We start from the raw sequence: 22878 nt of genomic DNA, 5'->3' as shown, positions 1-22878 counted from the left end.
CTGTTTTGAATTCAGTCCGCTGTGATCAGCGAAGCCTTGTATTGTAGCACAACTTTTGCTGTGCAGATCAAAGCTTTTAACTTTTTGCAAACATCCAGAAGATGCTTGCAAAAAGAAAAAAGCCAGAAGGCTTTTTTCTTTGATCTGGCGGAAACGGAGGGATTCGAACCCTCGATGAGGCTCTACACCCCATACTCCCTTAGCAGGGGAGCACCTTCGGCCACTCGGTCACGTTTCCGCAATAACGCTATTGTAAGCAGCTTTTTGGGCCGCTTTGACGAAGTTGCGAAAATTATTCGCTTTTGTCCAGACCGAAGGCCGTGTGCAGGGCGCGCACGGCCAGCTCCAGGTACTTCTCGTCGATGACGACCGAGGTCTTGATCTCGGAGGTGGAGATCATCTGGATGTTCACGTTTTCCTTGCTCAGCGCACGGAACATGGTGGATGCCACACCCACATGGCTGCGCATGCCGATACCGACAATGCTGACCTTGGCAATGTTGGGGTTGCCCACCACTTCGGCAGCACCCAGGGCGGGCACCACTTTTTCACGCAGCAGGTCCATGGCACGCTGGTAGTCGCCCTGGCTGACGGTGAAGGAGAAGTCGGTCTTACCTTCCTTGGAGATGTTCTGGATGATCACATCCACTTCGATGTTGGCATCCGCCACAGGACCCAGGATGGCTGCCGCCACGCCGGGGGTGTCGGGCACGCCGAGCACGGAGATCTTGGCTTCGCCGCGGTTGAAAGCGATGCCGGATACGACGGCCTTTTCCATTTTTTCGTCTTCCTCAAAAGTAATCAGCGTGCCGGACTTGGCCTCTTCTTCCAGATCGATGTCCCAGGGCGTGAAGCTCGAGAGCACGCGCATGGGCACCTTGTACTTGCCGGCAAACTCCACCGAACGGATCTGCAGCACCTTGGAGCCCAGGCTGGCCATTTCCAGCATCTCTTCAAAGCTCACCGTGGTCAGGCGCTTGGCAGCAGCCACCACACGGGGGTCAGTGGTGTAGACACCATCCACATCGGTATAGATCAGGCATTCGGCAGCCTTCATGGCGGCGGCCACGGCCACGGCCGAGGTGTCCGAGCCGCCACGCCCCAAGGTGGTGATGTTGCCGTCGGGATCGATCCCCTGGAAGCCGGTGACGATCACGACACGGCCAGCCTCTAGATCGGCGCGCACGCGGGCGTCGTCAATGGACTCGATGCGGGCCTTGGTGAAGCTGCTGTCGGTGCGCACGGGCACTTGCCAGCCGGCGTAGCTGACCGACTCCATGCCTTCCGCCTGCAGCGCAATGGCCAGCAGTGCCGAAGAGGCCTGCTCACCAGTCGCCGCCAGCATGTCCAGCTCACGGTAGTACGAAGTCTTGGGGCTGTTGGGCGCCAGTTCGCTGGCCAGACCCAGCAAACGGTTGGTTTCGCCACTCATGGCGCTGGGAACCACCACCATTTGGTGGCCGGCCCGAGCCCACTTGGCCACGCGCTTGGCGACGTTGCGGATGCGCTCTGGAGAGCCCATCGAGGTGCCGCCGTATTTATGAACGATCAGTGCCATTGGATAACAGGGGTGACGAAACTGCAGGGTACGGCGCTGAATGAACGGTGTGCTGTTTTGGCGCGCCGCCGGTTTTCGTACTTCAGATAAGTGGACCAAAACTCAGGGATTGTACCAACCGAGCCGCGCGCCTTCTCTCACCACAAACCCGCATCCCACCTTGATATGGATGCGGTGGCCTCGCGTAGTGCAATGGCGGATCTGCTGCAGCAGCTCTTTGAGCTGCGCCGACGACGGCGTGGCGCCGTGAAACTGCAGCAGCCACTGGCGCAGCACGTGGGCCTGGCGCTCGGCCGGCAACGCCTGCACCGCCTTGATCTGTGGCGGAACCCCCACAGTCTGCAGATCGGACTGCGCCTGGGCAGCCAGCAGCTGTTGCGCCTGGGCCGCGTGCTGGCTGCTGCGCGCAAAAGTGTCGCGAAACTGGGGAAACACCTGCGCCAGTACCGGCAGCAGCTGCTGGCGGATGCGGTTGCGGGTGTAGCGCAGATCGGTGTTGCTGGGGTCTTCCACCCAGGCCTCGCCCCGGTCGGTCAGCCACTGGCGGACATGGGCACCTGCCACCTGCAGCAGCGGCCGGTGCCAGTCCAGTCCTGCGCGCTGCCAGTGCCGGGGCATGGCCGCCAGACCCGGCAGGCCGGCGCCCCGGGACAAGGCCAGCAGCAGCGTCTCCACCTGATCATCCGCATGCTGGGCCAAGGCGACGCTGGCCATGGGCCGGTCGAAGGCCTGCAGCGCATGCTCGGTCAGCGCGGCATAGCGGTGGCGGCGGGCCGCATCTTCGGGACTGTCTCCTGGCGCAGGGCGCGCATCCACCTGCACCACCGCCAGCGGCACCTGCAAGCGTTCACAGGTGGCGCGGCAATGTGCGGCAAAGCCATCGGCCGCGGCCTGCAAGCCATGGTGCACATGGATGGCATAGACCTGCCCGGGCCAGCGCTGCGCACAGGCATGCAGCAGCGCAGAGGAATCCGCCCCGCCGCTGTAGGCCACGGCCAGGGGCAACGCGGGAGCGAAAGCCGCCATGGCGGAGTCGACCGACTGCGTCATGCGCGGCCTCCTTCGCCTGGCATCCGGACCACCGGGTTACGGCAGCCCTGGCGCACCAGCCCATCGCGCCAGGGGCACGGCGCCTCTTTTTCCGCGCAAGAAAAATGGCCCCGCAGGGCCATGGTCAAGGCGGTGTGCACAACGTGCCCGTCCGTCATTGCCGTGCCAGCGGTTTAGCTGGCCTTGGTGTCGGTGAAGCGACCATAGCTTTGCAGGCGCTCGTAGCGGCGGTCCTGCAGCTCCTTGGGCTTCAGGTCCGACAGCTGGCGCCAGGCATCGGCCAGGGCACGCTTGAGGAACGATGCCATCTGCTTGGGGTCGCGGTGACCGCCACCCACAGGTTCGTTCACGATCTTGTCCACCAAGCCCAGGGCCTTCAGGCGGTGGGCGGTAATGCCCATGGCTTCGGCAGCTTCCGAAGCCTTTTCACCGGTCTTCCACAGAATGGAAGCGCAGCCTTCGGGGCTGATCACGGAGTACACCGAATACTGCAGCATCAGCACCTGGTCGGCCACGGCAATGGCCAGCGCGCCACCCGAACCACCTTCACCGATGATGGTGGTGATGATGGGGGTCTGCAGCTGGGCCATCTCGAAGATGTTGCGGCCAATGGCTTCGGACTGGCCGCGCTCTTCCGCATCGATGCCGGGGAAGGCACCGGGAGTGTCCACAAAGGTGAACACCGGCAGATGGAACTTCTCGGCCGTCTTCATCAGGCGCAGGGCCTTGCGGTAGCCCTCGGGGCGGGTCATGCCGAAGTTGCGCAGTGCGCGTTCCTTGGTGTCACGGCCCTTCTGGTGGCCGATGACCATGCAAGGCTGGCCATTGAAGCGTGCCAGACCGCCGATGATGGACTTGTCATCCGAAAAATGGCGGTCACCGTGCATTTCGACAAAGTCGGTGAAGCACTCGCGCACATAGTCCAGCGTGTAAGGGCGTTCCGGATGGCGCGCGATCTTGGTGATCTGCCAGGGCGACAGATCGCTGTATATGTCCTTGGTGAGCTGCTGGCTCTTCTTGCTCAGTTGGTCGATTTCTTCCGAAATATCGACAGCACTTTCGGTCTGCACATAACGCAGCTCTTCGATCTTGGCTTCGAGTTCCGCGATGGGCTGTTCGAAGTCCAGAAAAGTCTTTTTCGCCAAAATTATTCTCCTTGTCCCGGCCACGCCAAGGGGCCTATGGAACGTATCAATAGGTCACAGGCTGCGGGTCGAGCGAGCGCCAAATATACCAAGTTGCCACGCTGCACCAGGGTTTCCAGGCCTCAGCGACTTCACGGACATCGCTGCGGCTGACGGCTTCGCCCGAGAAATAGTTCTCGCTGATGCCCTTGAGCAGGCCGGCGTCGTCCAGCGGCAGCACATTCGGACGCAGCAGGTAGAACATCAGGAACATCTCGGCAGTCCAGCGGCCGATGCCACGGATGGCGGTCAGCTCGGCAATGATGGATTCGTCATCCATCTCGCCCCAGGCGTCCAAATGCAGGCGGTCTTCGGTGAAGTGCACGGCCAGGTCCACCAGATAGTCCACCTTGCGGGCAGACAAACCGACGACACGCATGTCGTCCACCTTCAGGCGCAGCAGCTGGGCAGGCGTGAGCCCTTCGGGCAGCAGCGCCAGCAGTTTCTTCCATTGGGCAGAGGCCGACTTGGCCGCCACCTGCTGGCCCACGATGGAGCGCGCCAGCGTCACGAACGCGTCGCCGTGCGCCATCAGCGCTTCACCGGGGTATTGGGGGATCAGGCGGCGCAGCACCCGGTCTTTCTTGACCAGGTGTTTGCACGCCTCTGCCCAGTAGGTCGCAGCATGCTGCGGCGGCACGGGCAGTTCTTTCGGAGAGGGAGCCATGGGAGTTGTCCTGCGCCCTTACTGGGCGGCCTCCCAGGTGGTGCCCGCTGCGGAGTCCTTGAGCACAATGCCCTGCTCCAGCAGCGCCTTGCGGATGCGGTCGGCCTCGGCCCAGTTCTTCTCGGCCTTGGCGGCAGCGCGCGCGGCGATCTGCGCCTCGATGGCGGCCGCGTCCACCCCTTCGGTGCCGGCCTGCAGGAATTTCTGTGGGTCGTCCTGCAGCAGACCCAGCACACCGCCCAGCCCCTTCAGCAGACCGGCCACTTCCGGCGACTTGCTGCGATTGACCTCGGCGGCCAGCTCGAACAGTACCGCCACCGCTTCGGGCGTGCCGAAGTCCTCGTCCATGGCCGCCTGGAAGCGCACGGCATGCGCGTTGCTCCAGTCGATCTGCACCGGCGCCGCAGCCACCAGACTCAGTGCCGTGTACAGGCGCTTGAGGGCGCTGCGGGCATCGTCCAGGTGCACATCGCTGTAGTTCAGCGGGCTGCGGTAGTGGCTGCGCACGACGAAGAAACGCACGGTTTCGGCGTCGTATTCCTTGAGCACATCGCGGATGGTGAAGAAATTGCCCAGCGACTTGGACATCTTCTCGTTGTCCACATTGATGAAGCCGTTGTGCATCCAGGTCGCGGCCAGCGGCTTGCCGGTGGCACCTTCACTCTGGGCAATCTCGTTCTCATGGTGGGGGAACTGCAGGTCCGCACCGCCACCATGGATGTCAAAGCTTTCGCCCAGCAGCGCGCAACCCATGGCCGAGCATTCGATGTGCCAACCGGGGCGGCCTTCGCCAAACGGACTGGGCCATTTCACATCGGCCGGCTCTTCGGGCTTGGAGGACTTCCACAGCACAAAGTCCAGTGGATCGTGCTTGCCATCCTGCACGGCCACGCGCTCGCCCGCATTCAGCTCGTCCAGCGACTTGCCGGACAGCTTGCCGTAGCCAGGGAACTTGCGCACGGCATAGTTCACATCACCATTGCCGGCCTGGTAGGCCAGACCCTTTTGCTGCAGCGTACCGATCATGCCCAGCATCTGCGGCACATAGTCGGTGGCGCGCGGCTCGTGGTCGGGACGGGCAATGCCCAGCGCATCGGCGTCCTGGTGCAGGGCCGCGATCATGCGGTCCGTCAGGCTGCGGATGGTTTCGCCGTTTTCCACCGCCCGCTTGATGATCTTGTCATCAATGTCGGTGATGTTGCGCACATAGGTCACGCGGTAGCCGCTGGCACGCAGCCAGCGCTGGACCACGTCGAAGGCCACCATGGAGCGCGCATGGCCCAGGTGGCAGAGGTCGTATACGGTCATGCCGCACACATACATGCGGACATGGCCAGGCTCGATCGGCGAAAACGCTTGCAGTGCACGCGACAGCGTGTTGTAGATACGCAAACTCATCGGGAGGTGTGTCTCAATCACAGAGGGAGGGGAGAAAGCGGCAGGACGGTCCGGCAGCACATTCCCAGCAGCGCAAAAGGGGTGCCCTGGCGGCCTTTGCTGCGCACAGCGGCCCGACACCCCTCAGCTACAATGCGTCGCAGTATAAAGCCCCCCGTGCGGGGGTGCCCCCATCTCCTCGAAAGCACCTACTCCATGTTCATGCGCCGCTCTCCCTCCTCTGCCCTGCGCGCCTTGGCCGTGGCCGCCTTGCTGGCGGCAGGCGGCGCGGCCCAGGCTGACGACTACAGCGATGTGGCCAAGCTGGTGCGCGTCGGCAAGACCGCCGACGCCATTGCCAAGGCCGACCAGTACCTGGCCAGCAACCAGCGCGATCCGCAGATGCGCTTTCTGAAGGGCACGGCCCTGGTCGCTGCCGGCCGGACCGAAGAGGCGATCGCCACCTTCACGCTGCTGACCGAGGAATATCCCGAGCTGCCCGAGCCCTATAACAACCTGGCCGTGATCTATGCCGGCCAGAACCGCCTGGACCAGGCCCGCAACGCGCTGGAGATGGCCGTGCGCAACAACCCGAACTATGGGGTGGCGCACGAGAACCTGGGTGATATCTACACCCGCCTGGCGCAGCAGTCCTACACCCGTTCGCTGCAACTGAGCGGCAACAACGCCGCACTCAAGCTCAAACTGTCCACACTGGGCGGTGTGCTGCAGCCCGCAACCAAGTGATACCCCTTGGCGGGCGGACAACCGCCCCCAACTGACTGAATACCGCCAGCACCGGTGGCTGGCCGGCGCCCCGTGCGCTGCGCGCCCCTGCTGGCAGACTCCCTGCTTTTTTCGTTTGTTTGCCTTTTCGGAGCATTCCCATGTTTTCCCGTAGAAAAGTCGCTCTCACGCTTGCTGCATCTGCACTGACAGCTGGCATTTTTGCTGCGCCCACCTGGGCGCAAAACGGCCCTCCCCGTGTCAAGCTGGCCACCAGCCTGGGCGATATCGTGCTGGAACTGAACCCCGGCGCCGCCCCCAAGACGGTGGAGAACTTCCTGCTGTACGTGAACGACAAGCACTACGACGGCACCATCTTTCACCGCGTGATCGACGGCTTCATGATCCAGGGCGGAGGCTTTACCGCCGACATGCAGCAAAAGGCCACGCGTGCACCCATCCCGTTGGAAGCCAAGAACGGCCTGAAGAACGACAAGTACACCATCGCCATGGCCCGTACCGGCAACCCCAACTCGGCCACGGCCCAGTTCTTCATCAACGTCGCCAACAACGATTCGCTCAACGCCCCCAAGCCCGATGGCTACGGCTATGCCGTGTTCGGCAAGGTGGTCGAAGGCACCGAGACCGTGGAGAAAATCCGCACGGTGATTACGGGCACCCGCGGCATGCACCAGAATGTGCCCACCACGCCGGTCACCATCAACTCGGCCTCCGTGCTGCGCTGACCCGCACCGGCATCCCCCCTCACCCCCTATAGATTCAAGATTGGACACGCCATGAGCAACCCACAAGTCGAACTGCACATCACCATCAACGTGGCCGACACCGCCACCCCCGGCGTGATCACGCTGGAACTGGACGCAGTGAACGCCCCCAAATCCACGGAAAACTTCCTGAACTACGTGAACCAGGGCTTCTACAACGGCACGATCTTTCACCGCGTGATCAAGAACTTCATGATCCAGGGCGGCGGCTTTGCGGCTGACATGAAGCAAAAGGAAACCGCGGCGCCCATCGAGAATGAAGCCAAGAACGGACTGAAGAACGACAAGTACACCATCGCCATGGCCCGTACCAGCGATCCGCACAGCGCCACGGCCCAGTTCTTCATCAACACCGTGGACAACAGCTTCCTGAACCACACCGCCCCCACCGGCCAAGGCTGGGGCTATGCCGTGTTCGGCAAGGTGGTCAAGGGCGAAGACGTGATCGACGCCATCAAGAAGGTGCGCACCACCCGCAAGGGCTTCCACGACGACGTGCCTTTTGACGCCGTGGTGATCGACAAGGCTGTGGCCCTCTGATCCCTCCTGGGCCGCTGCGCGGCTTGCCTCCATCGGAGGAAAGCCCGTGCTGCGGGACGGCCTTTGCGGGCTGCCACGCACATGGGTTCGGCCAGCTGCACAGGCTGGCGCGCAGCGGCCGGAATCACTGATTCTTCGAGTGAATTCAGATCCCCGTACGACCGTGCCCCCGGTGACGCAGCTGCAGGCTGCGCCCACCTGGCGTACGGTCGATGTCATTTCGGACCTGCACCTGCAGCCCTCGGAGCCGCAGACCGTGCAGGCCTGGCGTGACTATCTGTTGCACACCTGCGCCGATGCCGTGTTTCTGCTGGGTGACCTGTTTGAAGTCTGGGTGGGCGACGACGCGCTGGATGAGCCTGGCAGCTTCGAGGCCGAATGCGCCGCTGTGTTGCAACAGGCCGCCGCACAGCGGCCGCTGTTCTTCATGGTCGGCAACCGCGACTTTCTGGCGGGCGATCTGCTGATGCAGCGCACCGGCATGACCGCCCTGGCCGACCCCACCGTGCTGGCCTGGGGCGAGCGCCGCATCCTGTTCAGCCATGGCGATGCGCTGTGCCTGGACGATGTGGAGTACCAGCAGTTCCGTACCCTGTCGCGCTCTGCCGCCTGGCAGCAGCAGGTGCTGGCCCAGCCGCTGGCCGTGCGCCGTGCCATCGGCAAGTCCGCCCGCACGGAAAGCGAGCAGCGCAAGCAGGCCGGCGCCCCCTACGCCGACGCCGATGCGCAGATGACCACCACCTGGATGGATGCCGCCCAGGCCCACTGGCTGGTACACGGCCACACCCACCAGCCTGCCGACCATGCACTGGACGGCAACCGCTGGCGCATTGTCACCAGCGACTGGCATCTCGATGCCGACACCCAGCGCAGCGAAGTGCTACGCCTGACGCCCGCCGGCTGGCAGCGCCTGTCTCCGCAGGCGGCCTGCGCAGGCTGAGGTATTGCATGGACTGGCAGCGCGTTCTCCCCTCCTGGGCCCGCCGCGCGGCCGTGCGCGCGGGTGCGCTGCCTCCCGCCCCGGTACCGGCCGCGCTGTGGCAGGCCACCGTCGCCACCTACCCCTTCCTGAAACGCCTCACGCCCGCCGAAGACGCCCACCTGCAGCAGCTGGTAGCCCATTTCCTGCAGCGCAAGGAATTTTCCGGCGCCCATGGCCTGGTCATCACCGACGCCATGGCCGTGGCCATTGCCGCCCAGGCCTGCGTGCTGCTGCTGTATTTCGGCGAGCCCGCTGACGCCTTGCGCTGGTACGACGACTTCATCGGCATCGTCGTGCACGCCGACGATGTGGTGGCCCGCCGCAAGGTGGTGGACGAAGCGGGGGTCGTGCACCACTACCGGGAAGATCTGATGGGCGAAGCCATGGAAGGCGGCCCCGTCATGCTCAGCTGGGCCGCCGTGCAACCCGGCCACGCCGCCCATGGCGGCCACACCAATGTGGTGATCCACGAATTCGCCCACAAGCTGGACATGCACGACGGCCATGCCAACGGCTGCCCGCCCTTGCCCAGGGGGTTCATGGGCCATACCAGTGCCAGCGCCGCCCGCCAGGCCTGGAGCGCTGTCTGGGGCGACGCCTACGAGCGCTTTCGCGATCTGGTCATCCGCCATGAACGCTTTGGCCAGCCGGCCCCCTGGCTGGATGCCTACGGGGCCGAAGCCCCGGCCGAATTCTTTGCCGTGGCCTGTGAAGGCTACTGGGTGGACCGCGAACGCATGGCCGAGGAGCTGCCCACCGTGGTCCATGCGCTGGATGCCTTCTTTGGCCGCCTGGCCCGCTGACGCTGACGGCATGTCCACAGCCGGCATTCAGCCTGCTACCGGGTTACGACGGCCCGGCATGGCGCCAGGGCATGGCCGCAAAGCGCTCGCTGATCCACTGCTTGAACGCCGCCAAAGCCGCCGTCTGGTACGGCCCTGATGGGCGAACCAGATAGATGCCGCCGGCCTCGCCCAGCGTCCATTCGGGCAGCACACGCACCAGCGCCCCGGAGTGCACGACAGGCAGCAGATGCCAGTCGCTGCCCGCGACAATGCCCACGCCCTGGAGGGCCGCATGCAGCAACGCCTCGTTGTCATTGCTGCGCATGGAGCCGGTGATGCGCAGCGACTGGCGGGTCTGGGCGGCGCCTTGCCGGGCTGCCTGTACCAGGGTCCATTCCGGAAAGGACAGCAAGCCGGTATAGCCCAGGCAGTTGTGCTGGGCCAGATCCGCCGGGCTGGTGGGTGCCGGGCACCGCGCCAGGTAGGCGGCCGATGCGCACAGGATCCGGTACTGGTCGCACAGACGCGTCGCCACCAGGGCGCTGTCGGGCAAATTGCCAATGCGGATGGCGGCATCGAAACGCTCGCCCACCACATCCACGATGCGTTCGCTGTATTCCACTTCCAGCACCACATCCGGGTAGGCCAGGGCAAAACCGGCCACCATGGGACTGATCCAGCGCCGTCCCATAGTGGCAGGCAGGGCCAGACGCAGCCGTCCACGCACCTCGGTGGCCCCTTGGGCCGCCTCCTGCTCGGCCTCCCGTATCCAGCTGGCGGCCTGGCGCACCTTCTCGACCAATTGCAGGCCTTCGCGGGTGAAGCCCAAGCTGCGGGTCGTGCGCTCGACCAGGCGCACGCCCAGCCTGCGCTCCAGCGCCTGGATCCGTTTGGACAGTACCGACGGATGGCGCTCCAGCACCCGGGCTGCGGCCGCAAACGAGTGCTGCTCCGACAGCGCCAGCAGGGTGGCGAGCTCGTCCGTGTGCTGGCTGTCGGGCATTTCCATGGCGTGCGTTGAGTTTGAATATGTCAGGGATTGAGAATGATCGCGCCTTGGGAGCGCCCGTGTTCCAGGTCCGCATGCGCCAGGGCCGCATCGGCCAGTGCGTAGCTTTTCCAGATCTGCGGCGTGAGTATGCCGCTGGCCACGGCGTCCAGCACATCATGGGCACGGCTTTGGTATTCCTCCGCAGACGCCGTGTGCGCCGCCAGGGACGGCCGCGTCAGGAACAGCGAGCCTTTGGCATTGAGCACGCCCACCTCGACCGCCGGTGGCAATCCCGACGTGGCCCCAAACGACACCATCAGTCCGCGGGGACGCAGACAGTCCAGCGAGGCGGCAAACGTGTCCCTGCCAATGGGGTCGTACACCACATCCACCTTGCGCCCCTGCGTGGCCTGCGCCACCTGGGCCGCCAGGGTGTGCGCGTCAAAGACAAAGACTGCATGGCAGCCACTGGCCTCGGCCCGTGCCACGCTGGCCGCCTTGGACACCACACCCAGCACCTGCGCCCCCAGATGGCGGGCCCAGGCGCACAGCAACTGCCCCAGCGCCCCGGCTGCGCCATAGACCAGCACCGTGGACCCGGGGCGAACCTGGCCGGTGGTCTTCAGCAGGTACTGGGCCGTGATGCCCTTGAACAGCACCGCAGCCGCTGCGTCGTTGCCGAGTGTGTCCGGCAGCCGCACCAGCCGGTCCGCAGGAAACAACCGTGCACTGGCATAGGCACCCAAAGGGCCGGTGGCGTAGGCCACCCTGTCTCCCACCTGCACGCTCGAGACCCCGGCACCCACCGCCGTCACCCGCCCCGCGCCCTCCAACCCCAGTCCGGACGGCAGCGGGATGGGCACGGCCCCTTTGCGCTGGCTCACATCCAGCGGATTGACGCCAATGGAGGTCTGCTCCAGACGGACTTCTCCCGGACTGGGCGCTGCAAGATCGATGTCCTCCAGCTGCATCACGTCAGGGGCACCGGTGCTGCGCACACGAATGGCAATGGCCATGGCTGTTTCCTTCAATGGAATGAAAAAAGCCATGGTATTCATGCACATACAGCGCCACAATCCATTTAAATGCAGATCACCACTGCACTGTATGCATCAATCAAAAGAACCGCGGCACCCCGGCTCGGGCACAAGGCAGCGATGACTGCTGCGGCGACTGCAGTGGCGGTGGCAGATACCGCCCACGTCCTCCTCTCCGGATGGGGCTGTACGCCGCAATTTCATTCATAGAGTTTCAGAACATTGCCCACCACCCCTGCTGCAGGCAGCTCCTGGGCGCACGAGGTGTTCCTCTGCCTCCAGCACGCGGCCGTTCACTCAGGCATGGGCAATGCGATAGGCCATGGGCGTCAAGCCAGTCACCTGGCGAAAAGCACGGATCAGACTGGCCTCGCTGGCAAAGCCCAGGTCCTCGGCAATCCGCTTGAGCGGCTGCCGGGTTTCACACAGGGCATCGGCCACCTGGCGCAGCTTGATGTGCCGCATCCACTGCACGGCAGCCAGCCCGGTCTGCGCGCGCACCCGCCTTGCCAGGGTGCGTGGTGACACATGCAGCGTCTGGGCCAACGCCGCCAGGCGCAGCTCGGCGGCAGCGGTGCGCTGCACCTGCATCCAGGCGCGGCGCAGACTGTCGTCGGCCAGCGCCGTCAGCTCCAGACCCACGAACCGGGAATGCACCGCCGCCGGCCGGGGCAGCATCAACAGGTTCCGCAGGTCGCGCAGCTCGGCGGCACCAGCTGTGCGGCCAGGGCCTGCTGCGGTGCGGTTCTTACGCGGCGGCCGTCAGGCCCTGCAGCCACTGCACGCAGTCGCGCAGCTCGTCGGGGTGGATGGTGTGGGCGCAGGGGTACTCGTGGTAGCTCAGCTGCACCGGCAATGGCTCCAGCCGGGCACGGGTCAGGTGGGCGCTGGTCAGCGGAATCACGTTGTCCTGCGTACCGTGGCTCAGCCACACCTGGCGGCCTGCCAGTTGCGCAGGCGGCACCTGCAGCGGCAGCACCTCGGGCAGCAGGCGGCTGTGCCACACGCAGATGGCGTGCAGCAGTGCGGGCTGGGTCAGCAGCAGGCTCAGGCTCATGATGCCGCCCTGGCTGAAGCCCCCCACCACCACGCGTTCAGGCGGAACACCCAGTTGTTCGGCGGCCTGCTGCACAGTCTGGGCCACCAGGGCACGGCTGTGCTGCTCCTGGTCGGCCGCAATGGTGCGGCTGCCGTCAGGGTTGACGCTGAACTGGAACCATGCGAATGCATCCGGTCCCATGGCGTATGGCGCCTGCAGGCTGAGCACGTGGAACTGGGGTGGCACATAGGGCGCCAGGCTGAACAGGTCCTGGGCATTGCTGCCCACGCCGTGCATCAGCACCAGCAGCCAGGCCTGTTCCGGTGCGGCCTGGGCGGGGCGGATATAGCCGTTCAGTGGCAGTTGCAGTGCGGGGGTGTCCATGGGTGGTCCTTGCTCAAAATGTCCGGGCTTCACTGTAAATGCGCAGCGGCTGCGCGCTCGCCTGCAGGCACATCCTGCAACGCAAAACTGTCCATGGCCAGCATGCCGTACTGCACTTCGCGGCTCAGGTAGCTGGCCGTGGTGCCCGGTCCGCCGGCGCCCAGCGCAAAGAACAGCGGCAGGAAATGGTCATCCGTCGGGTGGGCGCGCCGCGCCTGCGGGGCTTGCTCCAGCCAGTCCAGCAGCGCGGCGGTATCGCGCGCCGCGATGCGCTCCTCGATCCAGCGGCTGAAAGGCTGCACATAGTCCAGCCGGCCGCCGCTTTGCCCGGTGACAAAGTCGCGCAGATTGTGCGTCATGCTGCCCGACCCCACCAGCAGCACACCAGCGTCGCGCAGCGGGCGCAGGGCCTGGCCCAGGGCGTACACCGCCGCCGCATCCGCATCGGCCGGCAGCGACAGCTGCACCACGGGCACATCGGCCTGCGGGAAGAGGTGCATCAGCGGCACCCAGGCACCATGGTCCATGGGGCGCTCGGGGTTCAGCACCGGCTGCTGGCCGGCGGCCTGCAGCAGTTGCGCCACCTGCTGCGCCAGTACGGGCGCGCCCGGTGCCGGGTACTGCAGGCTGTAAAGCACACGGGGAAAACCGCCAAAGTCGTGCCAGGTCTCGGGCTGCAGCGCAGCCATCACCTCCAGCCCCCGGCTCATCCAGTGCGGCGACATCACCACCACCCCGCGCAGCTGCGGGTAGGCAGCACGCAACGCGCGGCCCCAGCGCTGCAGAGCAGGTCCGGTGGCTCCGGGCTCCACGGCAAACATGGGCGAACCATGGGAGACAAACAAGGCGGGCAGGCGCTGTACAGACATGTCAGCGGTGGCGGGCAGATTCGGCAAAGAGGTGGTCATGGCAAGGCTTTCCTACAGGGGCCGCCGCCGCGCCCTGCGCAGCCAACGGCCTACCCAGTGAATGTAGGGGCGCAGCCACTGTTGCACTAGCCGCCATTACTGCCACATATTGTTCTGAAATTGAAATTAATTGACCGCAGTGAATCTGGAGCCAGGACCGGCACCGACCCGGTAACGTGGTGTAGGCAGGGCCACTCTGTCGGGCTGGCAAGCGCAGCGCCTCTACGTGCCGGGGCCTGCCCGTGGCACGCCGGGCGGTGGATTCAGGGCAGCTGTGCCACAAACACCGGCAGACCGGGCACCGCGTCGTCCGCCATATCGTTGTCGGCAGACTGGCCCCACTGCGGGTTGCACCAATCGCCATGGACGATGCGCTCCGCAATGGCCATGGGGGACGCTTCGTGCTGAATGGCCACGCGAAAAGGCAGGCAGCCATGCACGGCAGACACCAGGCTGAACCGCAGCTGCCGGACCTGCGCGTCGTGCCAGCAGTAGAACACCATGGACGCATGGCCCTCTGCGGCCAGTCGCTGGCGCCGCGCCTCCAGCACCTGGCCGACAAAATGGCCAACGTCTTCAGGCCGCAGGTCCAAAGCGGCGTCGTCGTCCGGGGAAAAGCTCCACATATTAGCCAAGGCCTCGTGGTGGATGTCATCCGGGTCGATGACGATGGCGTCATCCTCGGCCATGGAAAGCCATCTCTTCAGGGTCGGTACGTCAGTCATTGCGCAATGAAAAGCCCGTGTGTCGGTGTGGGGCGGTGTCAGCATGCAGGGAGCGGATGGCATCCACATGCCGCGCTCCACGGCATGTGGAAAGGACTCATTTTCCCGCCCTGTGCGCGTCTGCGCGCTGTGGCAGCACGGACAGCGTCAGAACTGCAGTTTCTGCCGCCCGGCCTTAGTTTCCCCGGTGCGCTTCTTGCCATCCACGCGGCGCTGCTGGCTGGCGCGGGTGGGCCGGGTGGCCTTGCGGGCCTTGGGGGTGTGGGCGGCTTCGGCCAGCAGCTCGCGCAGGCGCTGCAATGCGTCTTGCAGATTGCGCTCCTGCGTGCGGTGGGCCTGGGCCTTGATGACCACCACCCCGTCCAGCGTGAAACGCTGGTCATGGCCGCAGCGCGCCAGCAGGCGCTCCTTGAGAAGATCGGGCAGCGAGGACGCGGCCACATCGAAGCGCAGGTGCACGGCGCTGGAGACCTTGTTCACATTCTGGCCGCCCGCCCCCTGGGCGCGGATGGCGGTCCAGGTGACTTCGTCCTCGTGCAGCTGCCAGCGCATGGTTCCAGGCCTCTCAGGCCTCCACCGGCTGCGGGCCCGCCAGAATGGGCAGCAGCAGGGCGTGCAAGGCTTCGGGGGCTTCGTACTGCACCCAGTGGCCTGCATCGGGCACGCGGTGCATGCCCTGGAAGTTGCGGGCGCTGGTGGCCAGCAAGGTTTCCACCTCATCCAGCAGCTTGGGGTAGAGGGCGTCGCGCTCGGCATAGATGGCGGTGACCGGGCAGGTCACTTTCAGCAGCGACTTGACCAGAATGTCGGTGCTGGAGATGCGGCGGCGCGGCAAGCGGTCGCGCTGCACATTGGCCACATGCAGGGCCACGGTGTCGCGGGTGATCTTTTTCAGATCGCACAGCATCAGCTCCCCCAGGTTGTAGACATGGGTCTGCAACTGGGCATAGGGCGACTTCAGATGGCGCCAGCCCTTGAGCTGGAACGGGTGCTTGGCGCTCAGGCCAATGCCGGGGGCGCCCACGATCACCAGTTGCTGCACCACATGCGGGTGGGCAGCAGCGAGCATGCCGGCCGTCATGCCGCCGAACGAGAAGCCCACCAGCTGCACCGGCTGCACCGGAAAACGCTCCTGCAGCATCTGCGCCAGGGTTTCGAGCATGCCGTCGGCGTCATTCGCACCGGCCACGGCGTCCGAATCGCCAAAGCCAGGCAAGTCCACCGCCCACACGTCGTGGCCGGCTTCGGTCAGCGGGATGATGCTGCGCACCCAATGCGTCCAGCTGCCGCTGCCGCCATGGAACAGCACCACCGGTGGCTGGCCGTTGGGCTCGGCCGGGCTCCAGTGGTGCAGCACGGTGTGCCCATTGGCATGGGGGTGCTCCACCCGCTCCCCCTTGGCCAGCACCTTGCGGGCTTCGATGGACTGCAGCTGGCCGGCGGCCATGGCGGTCATGGCTTCCGGAAAATCGGCCCAGCCCAGCTCGGGCAGGTTGTCATCGCGTTCAAATGTCTCAAGCACAGCACACTCTCAGAGGGGGATTCGGATCGGGTGGTTCAGCCTGCTGCGGACCATTGGGCCACGGCATCAATGGCCAGCGTGTAGCCCTGCACGCCCAGGCCGCACACCACCGCGCGTGCCACCGGCGACAGATAGGAATGGTGGCGGAAGGCCTCGCGCGCAAACACGTTGGTGATGTGCAGCTCCAGCAGCGCCACGCCGGTGCCCTTGACGGCATCCATCAACGCCACGCTGGTGTGGGTGAAGGCCCCGGCGTTGAACACCAGGCCCGCCAGCTGGCCTTGCGCATGCAGGCGGCCGGCTTCGTGGATCCAGTCGATCAGCTGGCCTTCGTGGTTGCTTTGGTGAAAGCGCAATGCCAGGCCCTGGCGGGCACAAGCGGCCTCGCACAAGGCCTGCACATCGGCCAAGGTGTCAGCACCATAGATGGCAGGTTCCCGTGTGCCCAGCAGGTTCAGATTGGGGCCATTGAGAACAAAGACGGTTTTTTGCATGCAAACACTCCAGCGACTGCCGCCGATTATGCGGCGCCACTTCAGGGCGATCGGTGCTGGTGATGACAGTTTTTCGACAATTGCGGACACTTCGACGGCGAAGCAGCAGCGACCGCCACCAACTCTAGGCATAAACCCTAGTCCGCCGGCATCTGCAGCCAACGTGGCTCGGTGCGCAAGCCATGCGGCACAGCCAAAAACAAACCCCATGCCGGCGATCGCAGGCATGGGGCCATCTCCAAAAATGGTCCGGCCCCGCCACCCGGTGTATCAGTAGGCGACGGGAACGGAAGTTTTCTGAAGCTCAGCGGCGGTAATCGTGGCCGTGACCACGGTAACCCCGGTCATAACCGCGGTCGTGGTGGCGATGGTGGTGCCAGCCGCGGGGGGGCGGAGGCGGCGGCGCCCACAGCATGACGGGCGGCGGTGCATACACCACGCGCGGTGGCGGTGCGTAATAGCGCGGCGGCGGTGCCACATACACAGGTTGCGGCGCCATATAGACGGGCGGCGGGCCATAGACCACGGGGGGACCTGCATTGATGCCCACAGACCAGCTGATATTGCCACCGGCCTGGGCCGTGCCCACCGAGCCAGCCAATGCGGCGGCAGCGACGATCAGGGCGGGGATGGGGTTTTTCCACATATGTTGTATCTCCTCGTTCTGCGGGGGAGGAAGGGTGGCTGCGGCACAGGCCACACACCCTGCTTGCAGATTTAACGTGGCAGGCCTGTTTTTGGATGTCAGCATTCCTGCTACTTTTGTGACTTAACGTTTCTTGACGATGAAGACCCGGTCACACCACCCCGCGCCCTTGTGCAGACCCGGGCATGGCGCGCAGGCAACGCTGCAGTGGCGGCCAGCCGCCTACAATGACGCCCCTATGAGCACCCCCGTCAACACCACCAGCAATGCGCCGGAAGTGGTCAAACCCACCAACTTCCTGCGCCAAATCATCGAAGCCGACCTGGAAAAAGGCACCTACGCCCAGCGCCACTGGGGTGGCACGCCGGGCGATGCGCAGCACCACCAGCAAGGCCAGGTGGACGAGGCCAAGATCCGCACCCGCTTCCCGCCCGAGCCCAACGGCTATCTGCACGTGGGCCACGCCAAGTCCATCTGCCTGAACTTTGGTCTGGCACGCGACTTTGGCGGTGTGTGCCACCTGCGCTTTGACGACACCAACCCGGAAAAAGAAGACCAGGAATATGTGGACAGCATCAAGGATGCCGTCCAGTGGCTGGGCTTTGACTGGAAGGACCCCCAGGGCAACAGCAATCTGTACTTCGCCAGCAACTATTTCGACTTCATGTACCGCTGCGCCGTGTACCTGATCGAACAGGGCCTGGCCTATGTGGACGAGCAATCGGCCGAGGACATGAAGACCAACCGGGGCGACTTCACCCGCCCCGGCGTGAACAGCCCGTTCCGCGACCGCAGCGTGGCCGACAACCTGGCCCGCTTTGCCGACATGAAGGCCGGCAAGCTGGCCGATGGCGCCGCCGTGCTGCGCGCCAAGATCGACATGGCCGCCCCCAACATCAATCTGCGTGACCCAGCGATCTACCGCGTGCGCCATGCCGAGCACCACAACACCGGCAACCAGTGGTGCATCTACCCGATGTACACGTTCGCCCACCCGATCGAGGATGCGTACGAGCACATCACCCACTCCATCTGCACCCTGGAGTTCGAAGACCAGCGCCCGTTCTACGACTGGCTGCTGGACCACCTGCGCGCTGGCGGCCTGATCGATGCCCCCCAGCCGCGCCAGTATGAGTTCGCACGTCTGAACCTGACCTATGTGATCACCAGCAAGCGCAAGCTCAAGCACCTGGTAGACAGCGGCACACTGACCGGCTGGGACGACCCCCGCATGCCCACCATCGTCGGCTTGCGCCGCCGGGGCTACACCCCTGCGTCCATCCGCAACTTCTGCGAACGCATCGGCGTGACCAAGGATTACAGCTGGATCGACTACGCCACGCTGGACGGCTGCCTGCGCGAAGACCTCGAGAACCAGGCCCACCGCGCCATGGTGGTGCTGGACCCGGTCAAGCTGGAGCTCACCAACTGGGCCGAGGTGTTTGGCAGTGCCGACCATCTGGAACAGTGCCAACTGCCGGCCCTGCCCCACCACGGCGACGAGCCCGCCACGGCACCGGACCGCCACTTCACCCTGGGCCGCGAGGTCTGGATCGAGCGCGAAGACTTTGCCGAAGTTCCCCCCAAGGGCTACAAGCGCCTGTTCCCCGGCAACAAGGTGCGCCTGAAGGGCGGCTACGTGATCGAATGTACTGGTGCCGAGAAGGACGCCGACGGCAACGTGACCAAGGTGCTGGCCACTGTGGTGCCCGACACCAAGAGCGGCACCCCCGGCGCCGACAGCGTCAAGGTCAAGGCTGCCATCACCTGGGTGGGCGTGCAGGACGGCCTGCAAGCGGAAGTGCGCCTGTACGACCGCCTGTTCACCGACGCCCAGCCCGATGCCGGCGGCAAGGACTATCTGGCCCTGCTGAACCCCGACAGCCTCAAGGTCGTGACCGCCTATGTGGAACCGTCGCTCAAGGCGGCCCAGCCCGACGACAAGTTCCAGTTCGAGCGCTTTGGCTACTTTGTGGCCGACCGCAAAGAGCACAGCGCGGCCCACCCGGTGTTCAACAAGATCACCGGTTTGAAGGACTCCTGGGGCAAGTAAGCGCCTCCACGCGTGCCTGAAAGGCTGCCATCCGGCAGCCTTTTTTTCTGGGGTGAACCAGGCAGTGCGCGCCGCACACGCGGCCCGGCGGCAGACCGCACAGCAAAAAGGACTGCCCAGGCAGTCCTTTTGGAGAGTGACGAATGTATCCGGTGCATCGGCAACCGGCACGGCACGCCGATTTCAGGCGTATTCCATATTCCCGTGCTTGCTGGCCACCAGCCGGCCGGCAGACAGCGACATCATCAGCATCGCAATCGATTCGTGCACGATCAGGGTGTGGGTGTTGCCCGTGTCCACCATATTGCTGCGCAGGATCTCACGCACGCTGGGCGCACCGGAGACGTCGATGATGATGTCCACCGTGTGGTCCACCAGCTCCATGAAATTGGTGGTGACATGCACGCCGTGCTGGCGCGCCAGGGCGATACCGGGCTGGTTCAGGTCCAGGTCGGCCACACCGCGCACCTGCACAAACGGCGCATTCAACAACTGCTGCAACAAAGGGGTGCCGGTCTCGCCGGCGCCAATCACCACGATCTGGAACATCTGCATGGGGTAACCCATCCTTTCAAAAGCACTGCCCCATCATAAAAAGCCTGCTGCCCGCCGCAGCACCCGGGCCATGCGGGAATGCAAAGCCTCTGCGCCAGATCAACAAGCCCGCGTGCGACACATCCGCCCGGGAGCACAGGCAGTGTGGGCGCCACGCCCTGTGGTTGGCCAGCTCTGCCCGGTGTATCACACGGGCTTTCAACGGCCTTGCCCGCCGAGCCGATGCGCACCCAGGCGACACAGACAAGGCCACCATGCAAGCGCATACTGACTCTCTGCTCCTTGGTGGTTCAGTGGTTCGGGGTCCAGCCCCCCAGCGGCCCATGTGCCGTGGCGGCGGCAAGCGCTCAGCCGATAAGTCTGGGGAAGTCGCACCCGGACCGTCCACGGGGTCCGGAAGCAATGGAGTTGAGAACCTGACGGGATCGCGCCGCCCGCAGGGTGTTCAATGGCGTCAGATCAGGTTCAGCGCCACGGCCGCACCCACACCCATGGTGCCGGCCTGCCAGCGCAGCAGTTCCAGCCAGCTGGCACTCTGGGTTTCCACATAGCGGTAGAGCACATGGCCGGCAGCCACCGACAGGCCCACCGCCAGCACCAGCCCGATGCTGTTGATGAACACGCCTTCGGGCCACAGCATGTGCCACACGGCATTCACCAGCAGACAGATGCTGAAGTGGATCAGGAACACCGAATACGACATCTGGCCCAGCTGTTGCAGCGGGGACCAGCGCCATTGCAGCAGGCGGTCAGACCAGGACACCGCCCCGGCCAGCGCCAGCACCAGGGCCGTGGTCAGCGCCAGGGCAATGCGGGTGCGCCATTCGATCCACAGCGCCACCGCACCCAGCACCAGCATGGCTGCCGCCCAGACCCAGCGGCCCATGGGGCGCTGGCTGTGTGCAGCCCACCAAGCCATCATGCCCAGGCCGTAGGCACCGAAGAAATAGATGGCCCAGTTGTCCAGACCGCTGTCCAGATTCCAGTCCCACAGCGATGCCGCCACCAGCACCACGATGCCGGCCTGCACCAGGGTCAGCGGCCAGCGGCTGGCAACCAGCGCCGCTGCGGCACCGCCCTTTGCGGCAGATTTGGCGGCCAAAGGTGCCTGGGCCAGGCGGTGGCAGGCCCAGATCCACAGCGCGGCAGCGGCGTAGAGCTGGAAGTCGATGGCCACATACCAGACGCCTGCGGACAGGGACTCCCAGCCCCCCACGCCATGCAGCAGGAACAGATGGGCCAGCAGCTGGGCCCAGGTGGGTGCGGCCGACATGGAATCGTGTTCGAACCCCATGTTGCGCACCAGCTCGGTGAGCAGAATGGTCACGGCCAGCGCGGCAGCAAAAGGCAGCACCAGGCGCACAAAGCGCTTGCCCAGCAGCGGAAGCAGCTGGGCATGGCGCGTCAGTCCCTGCGGCGCCAGACCGGCTGCGGCCAGGTAGCCGCCCAGCACCAGGAACACCTGCACCGCCATGCGCGCATAGTCAAACAGCCAGTCCATCAACAGGGTCGCCACCGGCTTGACCACGTCCGACATCGGCCCATAGAAGGCCAGATGGTGGCAAACGATCAGCAGGCAGGCGAACCCTTTGACCTGGTCAAGCCAGGCATTTCTGGAGGACATGGATAGGGAGTGCGCAAAAGCGGCAGAAAAAGCAGCAGGCCGTTCAAATGCCGGCCTGCTTGTGTTAGCTCAACGTTCCAACCCATATTCCCGTTGACAGACGGTAGCGGCAGCTTGTGCCATCCACGCTCGCCAGCGCATGCCATCCGCAGCCCCGACCACCTGCCCAACCCCAAGGCTGCGCCAGGAATTGCTGCGGCCATGCCGCGCGCGCTTCACAATCCCCGCATCCCTCCCCACATTACGTCCTGCATCACCGCATGTCTGCTGCACCGCTCCATTTCACACACCTTCCCTCCCGCCGCCGCGCCATGCAAGCCCTCGCGGGCATGGGTGCGCTGGCCGCACTCCCTTCCTCCAGCAGGGCTGCCACTGACAACGGCCTGTGGCCCCAGGACAGCCGCGTCCCCGGCGGCGTGGCACGCCTGTCGCTGGGCCCGGCCCCAGAGCGCCCCCAGGTCCGGTCCGGCGATGTACCGGTGCTCGTGCTGGGCGACATGATCGAGTGGACAGCGGTGGTAGGCATTCCCCTGTCCGCCAAACCCGGCTCCCATGCGGTGCTGGTGCAGGAAGGCGAACGTGAGCGCACACTGCACTACCAGGTGCAGGACAAGAAATACACCGAGCAGCGGTTGAAGGTCTCACCCAAGACCGTGGACCTCGCGCCCGACGATCTGGCCCGCCACGAGCGCGAACGCGCCCACCAGCAGACCATCATGGAGCGCTTCAGCGCCCCGCCACCCGATCTGGGGCCGCTGCGCATGCTGCAGCCCGTGCCCGGCCGGCGCAGCAGCAGCTTCGGCCTGCGCCGCATCTTCAACGGCCAGGCGCGCAATCCCCACAGCGGTATGGACATTGCGGCCGCCACGGGCACGCCCATCGTGGCACCGTTGCCAGGCACGGTGGTGGATGTGGGCGACTACTTCTTCAATGGAGGCACGGTGTGGCTGGACCATGGTGCCGGCCTGCTGAGCATGTACTGCCACCTGAGCCGCACCGACTGCAAGGTCGGCGATGTGCTGCGCACCGGGGACCGTTTTTGCCAGGTGGGCGCCACCGGCCGCGTGACGGGCCCGCACCTGCACTGGGGCGTGATGCTGAACCGCACCATGGTGGATCCGGCCTTGTTCCTGGCTGCCTGACAGCGCCCTGCTTTTCCACCGGCACCACGGACACGGAGGGTGCCGTGGCCCATCGCCGCCGGCCTGCGCGCACAAAGGTAGGTCTCCCTCCGAAAGCAGCCGAA

General features: G+C 65.1%; 24 protein-coding genes and 1 tRNA gene. 7 read left to right on the top strand and 18 right to left on the bottom strand.

The genetic code is table 11. From position 1 onward, the window contains the following. Nucleotides 1-145: 145 nt before the first annotated feature. The 6 genes from B3349_RS11210 to cysS all read right to left on the bottom strand — a co-directional run bounded on the left by B3349_RS11210 (nucleotide 146) and on the right by cysS (nucleotide 5857). A tRNA-Ser gene (locus tag B3349_RS11210) sits at nucleotides 146-238 on the bottom strand. Nucleotides 239-292: 54 nt separating this feature from the next. After that, nucleotides 293-1558, bottom strand: a complete 1266-nt coding sequence (locus B3349_RS11205; RefSeq protein WP_066538935.1) for an aspartate kinase — start codon at nucleotides 1556-1558, stop codon at nucleotides 293-295. 102 nt (nucleotides 1559-1660) lie between these two features. Then, entirely contained in the window at nucleotides 1661-2608 is a 948-nt protein-coding gene (gene tilS, locus B3349_RS11200) for a tRNA lysidine(34) synthetase TilS (protein WP_291588644.1), read from the bottom strand. A 173-nt stretch (nucleotides 2609-2781) separates the two neighbouring features. After that, complete coding sequence (locus tag B3349_RS11195; protein WP_066538942.1) at nucleotides 2782-3753, bottom strand: acetyl-CoA carboxylase carboxyltransferase subunit alpha; 972 nt, start codon at nucleotides 3751-3753, stop codon at nucleotides 2782-2784. A gap of 46 nt (nucleotides 3754-3799) precedes the next feature. Continuing rightward, nucleotides 3800-4459: a DNA-3-methyladenine glycosylase family protein gene (locus tag B3349_RS11190; RefSeq protein ID WP_291588643.1), complete on the bottom strand. Its 660-nt coding sequence runs from the start codon at nucleotides 4457-4459 to the stop codon at nucleotides 3800-3802. Nucleotides 4460-4477: 18 nt separating this feature from the next. Continuing rightward, entirely contained in the window at nucleotides 4478-5857 is a 1380-nt protein-coding gene (gene cysS, locus B3349_RS11185) for a cysteine--tRNA ligase (RefSeq protein ID WP_291588642.1), read from the bottom strand. Between the two features lie 195 nt (nucleotides 5858-6052). Here cysS and B3349_RS11180 point away from each other — a divergent pair, with 195 nt between their 5' ends. The 5 genes from B3349_RS11180 to B3349_RS11160 all read left to right on the top strand — a co-directional run bounded on the left by B3349_RS11180 (nucleotide 6053) and on the right by B3349_RS11160 (nucleotide 9672). After that, nucleotides 6053-6583: a tetratricopeptide repeat protein gene (locus B3349_RS11180; RefSeq protein WP_291588641.1), complete on the top strand. Its 531-nt coding sequence runs from the start codon at nucleotides 6053-6055 to the stop codon at nucleotides 6581-6583. Nucleotides 6584-6723: 140 nt separating this feature from the next. Continuing rightward, nucleotides 6724-7308, top strand: a complete 585-nt coding sequence (locus B3349_RS11175; protein ID WP_291588640.1) for a peptidylprolyl isomerase — start codon at nucleotides 6724-6726, stop codon at nucleotides 7306-7308. Nucleotides 7309-7359: 51 nt separating this feature from the next. After that, nucleotides 7360-7887: a peptidylprolyl isomerase gene (locus B3349_RS11170; RefSeq protein WP_066538950.1), complete on the top strand. Its 528-nt coding sequence runs from the start codon at nucleotides 7360-7362 to the stop codon at nucleotides 7885-7887. A 139-nt stretch (nucleotides 7888-8026) separates the two neighbouring features. Further along, nucleotides 8027-8827 (top strand): UDP-2,3-diacylglucosamine diphosphatase, encoded by an 801-nt coding sequence (locus B3349_RS11165; RefSeq protein ID WP_414646881.1) that lies wholly within the window; start codon nucleotides 8027-8029, stop codon nucleotides 8825-8827. A gap of 8 nt (nucleotides 8828-8835) precedes the next feature. Continuing rightward, nucleotides 8836-9672, top strand: coding sequence for a M90 family metallopeptidase (locus B3349_RS11160; RefSeq protein WP_291588639.1), 837 nt, complete (start codon nucleotides 8836-8838; stop codon nucleotides 9670-9672). Nucleotides 9673-9715: 43 nt separating this feature from the next. Here the strand turns inward: B3349_RS11160 and B3349_RS11155 are convergent, their stop codons facing one another. The 10 genes from B3349_RS11155 to B3349_RS11110 form a co-directional block, all read right to left on the bottom strand. Beyond that, nucleotides 9716-10663 carry a LysR family transcriptional regulator gene (locus B3349_RS11155; protein ID WP_291588638.1) on the bottom strand — a complete coding sequence of 316 codons (948 nt, stop codon included), beginning with the start codon at nucleotides 10661-10663 and terminating at the stop codon, nucleotides 9716-9718. Nucleotides 10664-10686: 23 nt separating this feature from the next. Continuing rightward, on the bottom strand, nucleotides 10687-11661 hold the full coding sequence (locus tag B3349_RS11150; RefSeq protein ID WP_291588637.1) for a quinone oxidoreductase family protein: 975 nt from the start codon (nucleotides 11659-11661) through the stop codon (nucleotides 10687-10689). 318 nt (nucleotides 11662-11979) lie between these two features. After that, nucleotides 11980-12360 carry a helix-turn-helix transcriptional regulator gene (locus B3349_RS11145; RefSeq protein ID WP_291588636.1) on the bottom strand — a complete coding sequence of 127 codons (381 nt, stop codon included), beginning with the start codon at nucleotides 12358-12360 and terminating at the stop codon, nucleotides 11980-11982. A gap of 70 nt (nucleotides 12361-12430) precedes the next feature. Continuing rightward, nucleotides 12431-13105: an alpha/beta hydrolase gene (locus B3349_RS11140; RefSeq protein WP_291588635.1), complete on the bottom strand. Its 675-nt coding sequence runs from the start codon at nucleotides 13103-13105 to the stop codon at nucleotides 12431-12433. Between the two features lie 29 nt (nucleotides 13106-13134). After that, nucleotides 13135-14013 (bottom strand): DODA-type extradiol aromatic ring-opening family dioxygenase, encoded by an 879-nt coding sequence (locus B3349_RS11135; RefSeq protein WP_291588634.1) that lies wholly within the window; start codon nucleotides 14011-14013, stop codon nucleotides 13135-13137. Nucleotides 14014-14276: 263 nt separating this feature from the next. Beyond that, nucleotides 14277-14702, bottom strand: coding sequence for a hypothetical protein (locus B3349_RS11130; RefSeq protein ID WP_291588633.1), 426 nt, complete (start codon nucleotides 14700-14702; stop codon nucleotides 14277-14279). 183 nt (nucleotides 14703-14885) lie between these two features. Next, nucleotides 14886-15290 carry an alternative ribosome rescue aminoacyl-tRNA hydrolase ArfB gene (gene arfB / locus B3349_RS11125; protein WP_291588632.1) on the bottom strand — a complete coding sequence of 135 codons (405 nt, stop codon included), beginning with the start codon at nucleotides 15288-15290 and terminating at the stop codon, nucleotides 14886-14888. Nucleotides 15291-15303: 13 nt separating this feature from the next. Then, nucleotides 15304-16260, bottom strand: a complete 957-nt coding sequence (locus B3349_RS11120) for an alpha/beta fold hydrolase (protein WP_291588631.1) — start codon at nucleotides 16258-16260, stop codon at nucleotides 15304-15306. 35 nt (nucleotides 16261-16295) lie between these two features. Next, entirely contained in the window at nucleotides 16296-16754 is a 459-nt protein-coding gene (gene aroQ / locus B3349_RS11115; RefSeq protein ID WP_291588630.1) for a type II 3-dehydroquinate dehydratase, read from the bottom strand. A 304-nt stretch (nucleotides 16755-17058) separates the two neighbouring features. Then, nucleotides 17059-17400, bottom strand: a complete 342-nt coding sequence (locus tag B3349_RS11110) for a hypothetical protein (protein WP_066538967.1) — start codon at nucleotides 17398-17400, stop codon at nucleotides 17059-17061. Nucleotides 17401-17638: 238 nt separating this feature from the next. On the opposite strand from B3349_RS11110, the gene B3349_RS11105 reads away from it, so the two are divergent. Beyond that, nucleotides 17639-19453, top strand: coding sequence for a glutamine--tRNA ligase/YqeY domain fusion protein (locus B3349_RS11105; RefSeq protein WP_291588629.1), 1815 nt, complete (start codon nucleotides 17639-17641; stop codon nucleotides 19451-19453). A 183-nt stretch (nucleotides 19454-19636) separates the two neighbouring features. Here B3349_RS11105 and B3349_RS11100 read toward each other — a convergent pair whose 3' ends face one another. Further along, on the bottom strand, nucleotides 19637-20008 hold the full coding sequence (locus B3349_RS11100) for an oxidoreductase (protein ID WP_272970292.1): 372 nt from the start codon (nucleotides 20006-20008) through the stop codon (nucleotides 19637-19639). A 454-nt stretch (nucleotides 20009-20462) separates the two neighbouring features. Continuing rightward, complete coding sequence (locus B3349_RS11095; protein ID WP_291588628.1) at nucleotides 20463-21632, bottom strand: acyltransferase family protein; 1170 nt, start codon at nucleotides 21630-21632, stop codon at nucleotides 20463-20465. A 311-nt stretch (nucleotides 21633-21943) separates the two neighbouring features. Between B3349_RS11095 and B3349_RS11090 the strand changes: the two genes are divergently transcribed. Continuing rightward, nucleotides 21944-22774, top strand: a complete 831-nt coding sequence (locus B3349_RS11090) for a M23 family metallopeptidase (protein WP_291588627.1) — start codon at nucleotides 21944-21946, stop codon at nucleotides 22772-22774. Nucleotides 22775-22878 lie beyond the last annotated feature (104 nt).

The organism is Comamonas sp. UBA7528, from assembly GCF_002479375.1.
In the GTDB taxonomy this organism is placed as follows: domain Bacteria; phylum Pseudomonadota; class Gammaproteobacteria; order Burkholderiales; family Burkholderiaceae_C; genus Comamonas.
The sequence above is the reverse complement of the archived record's forward strand: the minus strand, read 5'-3'. Positions and strand labels throughout refer to the sequence as shown.